The sequence below is a fragment of the Aquiflexum sp. genome, from assembly GCF_977115555.1.
Genome location: NZ_CDSBKL010000204.1, coordinates 1 through 7,445 on the forward strand (window position 1 = coordinate 1; position 7,445 = coordinate 7,445).

Annotated in this window: 8 protein-coding genes; 3 read left to right on the forward strand and 5 right to left on the reverse strand. The window is 41.9% G+C overall.

What is annotated here, in order from left to right; translation table 11 throughout:
* Positions 1-113: 113 nt before the first annotated feature.
* Entirely contained in the window at positions 114-878 is a 765-nt protein-coding gene (locus ACZFYI_RS12610) for a class I SAM-dependent methyltransferase (RefSeq protein ID WP_462524487.1), read from the reverse strand.
* Between the two features lie 200 nt (positions 879-1,078).
* Between ACZFYI_RS12610 and ACZFYI_RS12615 the strand changes: the two genes are divergently transcribed.
* From ACZFYI_RS12615 to ACZFYI_RS12625, 3 genes are read left to right on the forward strand one after another with little or no spacing between them, the layout of a single operon-like run.
* Positions 1,079-2,413 carry an efflux RND transporter periplasmic adaptor subunit gene (locus ACZFYI_RS12615; protein ID WP_462524488.1) on the forward strand — a complete coding sequence of 445 codons (1,335 nt, stop codon included), beginning with the start codon at positions 1,079-1,081 and terminating at the stop codon, positions 2,411-2,413.
* Positions 2,414-2,422: 9 nt separating this feature from the next.
* A complete protein-coding gene (locus tag ACZFYI_RS12620) occupies positions 2,423-3,760 on the forward strand; it encodes an ABC transporter permease (protein ID WP_462524489.1) in 1,338 nt (445 codons plus the stop codon).
* A complete protein-coding gene (locus ACZFYI_RS12625) occupies positions 3,753-5,234 on the forward strand; it encodes a TolC family protein (RefSeq protein ID WP_462524490.1) in 1,482 nt (493 codons plus the stop codon). Before ACZFYI_RS12620 ends, ACZFYI_RS12625 begins: the two co-directional genes overlap by 8 nt.
* 17 nt (positions 5,235-5,251) lie before the next feature.
* Here the strand turns inward: ACZFYI_RS12625 and ACZFYI_RS12630 are convergent, their stop codons facing one another.
* From ACZFYI_RS12630 to ACZFYI_RS12645, 4 genes are read right to left on the reverse strand one after another with little or no spacing between them, the layout of a single operon-like run.
* On the reverse strand, positions 5,252-5,431 hold the full coding sequence (locus ACZFYI_RS12630; protein WP_462524491.1) for a type II toxin-antitoxin system antitoxin: 180 nt from the start codon (positions 5,429-5,431) through the stop codon (positions 5,252-5,254).
* Entirely contained in the window at positions 5,421-5,906 is a 486-nt protein-coding gene (locus ACZFYI_RS12635) for a hypothetical protein (protein WP_462524492.1), read from the reverse strand. Before ACZFYI_RS12635 ends, ACZFYI_RS12630 begins: the two co-directional genes overlap by 11 nt.
* 26 nt (positions 5,907-5,932) lie before the next feature.
* A complete protein-coding gene (locus ACZFYI_RS12640; RefSeq protein ID WP_462524493.1) occupies positions 5,933-6,403 on the reverse strand; it encodes a hypothetical protein in 471 nt (156 codons plus the stop codon).
* Positions 6,404-6,406: 3 nt separating this feature from the next.
* On the reverse strand, positions 6,407-7,255 hold the full coding sequence (locus ACZFYI_RS12645; protein WP_462524494.1) for an SPFH domain-containing protein: 849 nt from the start codon (positions 7,253-7,255) through the stop codon (positions 6,407-6,409).
* Positions 7,256-7,445 lie beyond the last annotated feature (190 nt).

Sequence of the window (7,445 nt, forward strand, 5' to 3'; positions counted from 1 at the left end):
AGAGAGATATCCTATTGGCATAAGTGACCTTGCACTTGAATTGCTTAAGGAAGGACTTAAATTAAGCATCGATTTATCTTCAGACACCCCATTTTCCATTCATCATTCTGAATTCATCTCCCTTTTCTACAATAAAAAATCACCTCATTCTCCGGCAAAGCATTTTTCAAGACTACAGCGGGATCAAGGGTTTTGACAAAAAGGTTTTCCTGCACATCCAATCCTGAAAGGCTGAGTCGCTTGGCGTAGTCATGCCCGTATTTGCGGACGTGGTCTCTTTGTCCGAAAAGCCTTTCGCGCTCGGCGGCATCGGTGATGGTTTTGTCTTCTATAGTAACGTCAATGTCATAAACAGGGGACTGGATGATGCCCCAACCGTTAGGTTTGAGTACCCGGTTGATTTCGCTGCAGGCAAGAATATCGTCATCGACATGTTCCATGACATGATTGCAAAAGACGACATCAAAAGTATTGGCCTCAAAAGGGATTTGATGTACATCCATTTTGACTTTGGCCAATGGAGACTCGATGTCGGCGGTAATGTAATCGAGGTTTTTCATCGCTTCCATCCTGTCGATAAAGCAAAGTTCGGGAGCGATATGCAAGACTTTGAGGTTGGCGGTAAAGAAGTTTGTCTCTTGCTGCAAAAACAGCCACATCAGTCTGTGTCTTTCCAAAGCGAGGCAATTTGGACAGAGGGCATTGTCCCGGCCTTTTCTCCCATAAGGCAAAAACTTCCTGAAGGAATGGTCACAGACATTGCAGGTCACTTGATTGCCACGATAAAAAACCGCCATAATCCGCAGGAAAAAGTGTGAAACGAGCTGTAAGTACTTCCTTGGAATATATCGGATAATCAAACTGATCAAAGACTTCATATAAGGACTTAAGAGATTTCTGAGAAAACAAACTCCTCAACAAGCGCGCAATTTATTAAAAGCATTTTAATTTTTCGGTTTTCTGTTTCCCTCCTTAGGATAAATTAAAAATTACTTTAATGGTGTTATAGCATGCCTATTGGGCTGATTTTAGACTTACTTATCATTAACTTTGAATCAACCAAAATAACTGTCTGAGCATGCAAAAGAAGTATATTTATATAGGTTTAGGGATTTTCGCCGCATTGATCGTGATGTATTGGTTTTTTTTCTCTACCGGGAAAGAAGGCGGTTTTGAGATTTTATCTGAGGTAAAAAAAGGACAATTCAAAGTTGAAATCACTTCCTCAGGGGAATTGCAGGCCCTGAATTCCATCGAAATTCTTGGTCCAATAGAAGCAAGGCGGTATAGGGTCGGCAACTTCACCATCGAGACGATGGTAGATGAAGGAACTGTTGTAAAGAAGGGGGATTTTATTGCTTCCCTTGACAAAACTGAACTTTTTGGCAGGTTGGAAGACAGGAGACTTGACTTAGAGCAGGAAAGGGCTTCCTTCGAGCAAACACAATTGGATACATCCTTGGTATTGAGATTGGAAAGGGATAATCTGATCAACCTCGACTATGAAGTAGGGGCCAAAAAACTTGTTTTGGAGCAATCCCAATATGAACCGCCTGCCATTATCAAGCAAAATGAATACAATTACCAAAAGGCAATCAGGGATCTCCAACAGGCTAATGAAAGGTATAGAATCAAAACTCTTCAGGAAAAAGCAAGGATGGTTGAGGTTTCTGCGAGATTGAGAGAGGCGGAGCTAGAAGTATCCCAAATGGAAGAGGCCTTGGAGAAATTCACTGTAGTCGCGCCACAAAATGGCATGGTGATTTACAGACAGGGAAGAGGTGGAAAAGTAAAGGAAGGTTCTCAGATCAGTTCATGGGATCCTGTGGTAGCTACTTTGCCTGATCTCAGTACGATGCAAAGCATCACTTACATCAATGAAGTCGATATCAGAAAGATCAAAGTCGGTCAAACCGTACAGATTGGACTTGATGCATTTCCTGATAAAAGGCTTACAGGCCAGGTAATCCAAGTTGCCAATGTGGGTCAGCAGAGACCAAATTCGGATGCAAAAGTTTTTGAAGTGCTTGTCAGGATCAATGAAAGTGACGACTTGCTTCGTCCTGCCATGACTACGAGCAATTCCATATTGATAGAAGAAAAAAGCGATGTGATCTATGTTCCTTTGGAGGCCATCAATGTAGAAAGTGACAGTATCAATTATGTCTACCACAAAAACGGCAAAAAACAGGAAGTTAAACTTGGAATGGCAAATTCCAACGATGTCATTATCGAAATGGGATTGGAAGAAGGACAGGATATATTCCTTTCCACCCCAGAATGGGCCAAAGACGCAAGTATCAGTTTATTGGCAGAATTGAATGGAAAAAGAAACCAAGAAGAGGATGAGGTGATTTCGAAAGCAGATTCTACCATGAGACCTGGATATCAAATAAGGCCTGTCAAAAACTAAACTGTATCTATGAGTCTCAATTTCGATAGTAATGAAAGATTAAAAGCCAATTTCCACATCGCCCTTGAAGCTGTCCTAGCCAATAAATTAAGGTCCTTGCTGACAGCTTTGGGAATTATTTTTGGCGTCGCTGCCGTGATTGCGATGCTTGCCATAGGCAATGGTGCCCAGCAAGAAATCCTCGAACAGATCAGACTTGTCGGAGTCAATAACATTGTTATTGCTCCTGTTGTCAATCAAATCGAAGAAAACCTTGCAGAAGACTCAGACTTGGAAGAAGAAAAAGGCAAGTATTCTCCTGGATTGAAGATTTCGGATGTTGAATCCATCCTAAAGACCATCCCGGGTATCAAAAATATCAGTCCTGAAATTGTCCTTGAAACCAATCTTGTCAAAAGCGGGATCAGAAGATCAGCCAAACTTGTGGGTGTCACTCCTGCCTATTTTGAAGTGTTGGATTTCAAGCTGAGGGAAGGTAAAATGTTTACTGAAACTAATCTTCTCCAAGGCGATCCTGTCTGCATTATCGGCAGATCTGTGCAGACCAAATTTTTTTCAAAGGAAAACCCAATCGGAAAGATGATCAAAAGTGGAAACCAATGGCTGGAGGTCATCGGTGTGATGGAGGAGCGGCTGGTATCAGAGCAAAGTATTTCCAAATTGGGAATCCGGGATTTTAATATGGATGTTTATGTACCTATCCAAACCATGCTGATCAGGTTCAAAAACAGAGATTTGGTCACAGGCGCCGGCGTTATGAATCAAGAATCCACCTCTCTTTCGGTAGATCCCAATTACCATCAGATAGACAAAGTAGTAGTTCAGGTGGTAGAGAGTGAATCCCTCAATCCCACTGCGGAGGTGATTTCCAAGCTTTTGGAGAGAAGACATCAGATGGTGGTAGACTTTGAAATTACTATCCCCGAGCTCTTGCTGAAGCAACAGCAGCGCACTCAAAATATCTTCAACATTGTCTTGGGGGCTATTGCAGGCATTTCACTTTTGGTCGGTGGCATTGGAATCATGAACATCATGTTGGCTTCTGTGATGGAAAGGATTAAAGAAATAGGATTAAGGCTTTCGTTGGGCGCAAAAAAATCCGATATTGTGAATCAGTTTCTGTTTGAAGCCGTCATGATTAGTATTTCAGGGGGGATAATAGGAGTGATTCTAGGAATATTATTGGCCCATTTGGTGTCCACATTTGGTGATTTTCCTACCATCATTACCTTACCCTCCATATTGTTGTCATTTGGTGTAGCAGCGACGGTCGGATTGATTTTTGGAATCGCTCCGGCAAGAAAAGCAGCAATGCAAGATCCTATAACTTCTTTAAGGTATGAGTAAACAATATTATTTGAGCATTTTATTTGTTTGGATTTTTGGCTTTCCAATCCAATCCTATTCACAGGAAAAAGTAACCTTCAGCTTGGAAGACATGGTTGCCCGTGCAAAAGCAAGGTCTCCAGCTTCCCTCAGGGCACAGACCAGAAAAGAAAACAGGTATTGGAATTACCGTTTTTACCAATCCAATTACAACCCACAGCTCAGGTTGAGCGGGACTATCCCCGGCTTTTCTCAAGCATTTAACAATGTAACCCAGCCTGACGGAACCATTGAATTCCGCGAAGTAAGGCAAAATTTTATGGATCTGGAGTTGGGAATCGAGCAGGAGATAGCCGCTACAGGGGGTAATATTTCCATCAATTCTTCCACGACCAAGTTTGATAACTTCCTAGCTCCCGTTGGAACTCCCCAGACCCAATGGAGCGGCGTGCCGGTCAACGTGCGGTTGTCGCAGCCGATTTTTGCTTATAATCCTTTGAAATGGGACAGAAAAATTGAACCACTAATTTATGAGGAAAGCAAACGGGGATATGTAGAAGAAATGGAACAGATAGGGATGACTGTGACAGAATTGTTTTTCGATTATCTGATTTCCCAAGTCAATCTTGAGATCGCCACCAAGAACCTGAGTAATACACAGGAAATCCTCAAAATAGAGCAAGGAAGGTATAACATCGGCACAACCTATGAGGACAAATTACTCCAAGTAGAACTTCAGGTTTTGCAAGCCAAACAGGATTTGGCCCAAGCTAACCTAGACCTTGAAGCAAACAGTCTAAGACTCAAATCCTATATAGGATTGAATGAGACAGCCGAATTGAGCCTGATTCCGCCTCAAGTTGTACCTGATTTGGAAATCAATGTAGATGAGGCTATAGAATTTGCCTTTCTCAACAGGGCCGATGCCATGGGGTTTGATAGAAGAAAGTTAGAAGCCCAAGCAGGATTGGCCCAAGCCAGAGGCGAAAGGTTCAATGTCCTGATGAATGCAAGTTATGGCCTTAACAATGCAGGGTTGACATGGGGGGATATTTTTGTCGATCCAAATAGACAGGTATTGCTCAATCTTGGATTCTCTATCCCGATTTTGGATTGGGGTAGAAATAAAGCCCGTATGGGCCAGGCTGAAGCCAACAAGCAATTGGTGGAATACACAGTAGAGCAAGATATCATTAATTTTGAGCAAGAGATTTTTACCAAAGTCAAAAACTTTGACATGATGCATGACCGATTGGAAATCACAAAACTTTCCGATCAAGTAGCGGATAAACGCTATGAGATTTCCTTAAGGCGCTACCAAAATGGAAATGTAACCATCACAGACCTCAATATTGCGCAACAGGAAAAGGACCAAAACAGAAGGGCTTATATCCAATCTTTGCGCGACTATTGGACTGCTTTCTACGAATTGAGGATGTTGACACTCTATGATTTTGAATTCAGGCAATTACTCTATAATCCTGATGCGGATTAAAAAATAGGACCCGGAACTTATTCAGATTCCGGGTCTTTTTTTGTAGGTAAAGGGAGTCTTCCCGATTTTTTCAGGGCCTCATAGATGATCCATTCCAGTTGCCCATTGGCACTGCGAAACTCATCCTCCGCCCATTTTTCAACAGCCTTCATGAGTTTCTCATCTATCCTTAGGGCAAATGGTTTCTTAGCTGCCATGATTTTGTGATTTGTATTCTTCAAACATCGCAAGGGCTTTCTTTGCTTCTTCGGGTTGGTGGGTGCCAATCAAAAACTTTTTGTCTTTGGTCTTGACAATTATCCCAAATCTTCCACCTGTATTATAGGCCCAATACTCAAAATTATACCGGATACCCCAGCCACCGTATTCCCACAGGGAGTTGTATTCTTTTAACTCCATAGCCACTATGTCTTGGAAGGAATATTTTCTTTCTCTGATAAAAGGGAAATAGCTAAAGGACAAAGAGGTAGAATCTATCCTAGTTTTAAGGGATAAGGAAAGAAATAAAAGGAAAACAAGACCAATGATGCCAAGCGGAATCCATATGTCATTAATATTCGATTCATATGGATTGAAAACACTGAACAAAACGATTCCTGCCGAAAACGCCAATAGTACCCAAATCCACAACTGGGAAAATCTCTGGGTTTCTTTGAAAATGTACGTTGCCATAATACTTGAATTTATTCGGTAGCATTTTAATCCCAATCCTCAATGACGCTGTTGGCCAAAGTCGGCTTTTTGGTAGAGAAGACATATTTCTTTCCTCCTGATTCCAACTCAATCACATGTTCAGTAGTAAATATGAAGGCCTTTGTTTTTTTGGACAACCTTGCCCCGATCCCACCATATTCCAAGAGGCCATCCAGTTTTCTGACTCGGATATTTTGTATGTCATTCTTTGGGATAATTTTCCACTTGTTGACAAAAGGAAAGCTTTTGTATTGGATACCTGAACTGTCTATTTTGGTGTGCAGGGACATGCTTAAAATAAACCAAGTCGTAAGGGTAAGCAATCCAAGAAAGAAGAGGACAGGTATATAGCCATCCTCTCCAAATTTTCCTGTCCTCCAAAAGACAACCATAAGGATAAGTGTCGGGACCTCCAGCATCAGGATCAGGTAGACGACAAAGGTATCCTTGAGACTTTGGGATTCATTGAGTACCATGGATCATTGGTTAAGCGTTCCAACATTCAGAACAGGACTAGCGCTTCGGTCAGAGCAAAGGACGACCATCAGGTTGCTGACCATTGCGGCTTTTTTGGATTCTTCAAAGTCGATGATGCCTTTGATTTTGAGGTCTTCCAATGCCATTTCGACCATGCCGACAGCACCGTCTACGATCATTCTCCTTGCGGCAACAATAGCAGTAGCCTGTTGTCTTTGCAGCATGGCAGAGGCGATTTCGGAGGCATAAGCCAAGTGGGAAATACGGGCTTCGATGACTTTGATCCCTGCGGATTTCAGCCTGTCGATGATTTCCGCTTCCAAAGAATGGTTGACTTCCTCCACTCCTGACCGCAGTGTCACTTCTGCATGTTGATGCTCAAAATCGTCGTAAGGATACAAGCCTGCCATTTTTCGGACTGCGGCATCTGTCTGTAAATGCACGAAATTTTCATAATCCTCCACCTCAAATGAAGCCTTGAAGGTGTCCTCAACCTGCCAGACTACGATCGTGCCGACCATGACAGGGTTACCGATTTTGTCATTGACTTTGAGGGGTTTGTTTTCAAAATTCTTCACTCGGAGGGATATTTTCCTTTTGGTCATAAATGGATTGACCCAAAAGAAGCCTGTGTCTTTTACAGTGCCTTTGTAAGCACCGAAGAGGACAAGAACCATGGCCATATTGGGCTGCAAAGTAAAAAAGCCCGGTGTGATCATGATAAAGGCAAAACCAAGGATTGCTCCCAAAAGATGCACTTCATAAATAAACGAAAATGCCGTGGCCGGAATCAGTGCAAGAAACACCAAAATCATCAAATAGCCAGAAAGGGGTTTAGTTATTTTTTCCATATTGTTATGATATTAAAATGATATCAATGCAATATACTTTCTTTGATTTAAAAAAGTTTCATATATAGGAAAAATATTTTCGACTAATTTATTATTTTTGTTTTATGCTCCAAAAATCCTTTCCACGAATTCTGCTTGCTTTAGTGCTTTTGATGATATTCTCTTGTGGGGAAAAGCCTTCCGAGAAAAT